The following is a 1,560-nucleotide window of genomic DNA, read 5'->3' on the forward strand; positions in this document are numbered from 1 at the left end:
CCGCCTGGATGGACCGCAACTGCAAAGGACTCTACCTGTCAGTCATTGCCGTCGCGTTGGTGGAAGACGGTATTGCAAAAAGTCGGCGGGAAGGAGCACGGCGAAAGGCCGATGGCTGATACCGAGTCTCGTGAAGGGTGACTCGCGGGGGATCCCGAATCGGCTTGGATCTGATTCACGATGGCGAACCTCGGAGTTCGCCATGCCGATCCCGCTTCGAACGGATTTCACCGCGGCGCAGGTGCGCGCTGCTGCCAAGAAGACCAAGGACGGCCCGCAGGCGCGCCGTTTGCTGGCATTGGCGGCGATCTACGACAGCGGCAGGCGGAGTGACGCCGCCAAGATCGGCGGCGTGACCTTGCAGATCGTGCGGGATTGGGTGCTGAGGTTTAACGCGGAGGGCGCCATGGGCCTGCTCGATCGCAAGGCGCCTGGCCAGCCCGCCAGGCTCATAGCGGCACAGCGCACTGCCCTTGCTGCTCAGGTCAAGGGTGGCCCTAATCCAGCGATCCATGGTGTTGTGCGTTGGCGTATCATCGACCTATGTCAGTGGCTGTTCGAGGAACACAAAGTGAGCATCTCCAAGCAGACGCTCAGCTTTGAACTGCGCAAGATGGGATACCGCAAGCTGTCCGCGCGACCACGCCACCATGCCCAGGCGGAGGGCGCGATTGACGCTTTTAAAAAAGTTTCCCAATCCGTCTGGACGAAATCGCGCGAGAAAAGGGAATTGAACGTAGCGACGTAGAGGTTTGGTTCGCTGATGAAGCTAGAATCGGGCAGAAGAACAAGATCACTAGGCGATGGGCGAGGCTTGCCCAAGGTTCCATCCGGCTATGCCGGATGGAAGGCAAGACGAGGGAAGACGAGGCACTCGACCCTCCGCTCCGCACGACCAACGGACGGCCTGGACCTAAATTTTCGGCGCCATTTGTCCGAAGAAGGGTACTGCGGCGGCATTGGTTCTACCTTGGTACGATACCGAAGCAATGGACCTGCATTTGAAGGTTATTTCGGCGCGTCACACCCGGTCGACATGCCGCCCTTCTGCTTGATCAGGCCGGTTGGCATATGTCGCCCAGGTTGCATGTCCCGGAAAACACCACGATCGTGCCGCTGCCGCCGAAATGCCCCGAGTTGAACCCTCAGGAGAACGTTTGGCAATTCATGCGCGACAATTGCCTATCCAATTGCGTGTTCTCCTCATACGAGAACATCGTCGACCATTGCTGCTACGTCTGGAATAGGCTCGCCGATCAGCCCTGGACGATCATCTCAATCGGTTCTCGCGACTGGGCATAGCGGTTCCGATCAACGAGCCTTGGTATCAGACTTCTGGATTTCCACTTCAGGCGTGATAAGATTTAAGATTTGCTGACGCAAAATGGCGCTCGATCGGCTGGACACCCTTGTCCTCTTTCGAGGTGTCCGAACAAGGTGAGGAGCATCGCCGCTCCCCAAGCCTCAAGCCGCGACGGCCCAGTCCTGTGCGGCCGCGATGACGGTGACCGTTACTGTCACCACGCGCTCGACCTCGCTCGGTCCGAAGTCCAGCAGCGC

1 pseudogene is annotated in these 1,560 nt (G+C 59.1%); it reads left to right on the plus strand.

Going from position 1 to position 1,560, the window contains the following annotated elements:
• The first annotated feature begins 202 nt into the window (after positions 1 to 202).
• Positions 203 to 1,302, plus strand: a pseudogene (locus GSQ83_RS10170) (IS630 family transposase).
• The last annotated feature ends 258 nt before the right edge of the window (positions 1,303 to 1,560 follow it).

This window comes from Acidisoma sp. L85, from assembly GCF_009765865.1.
Classification (GTDB): domain Bacteria; phylum Pseudomonadota; class Alphaproteobacteria; order Acetobacterales; family Acetobacteraceae; genus Acidisoma.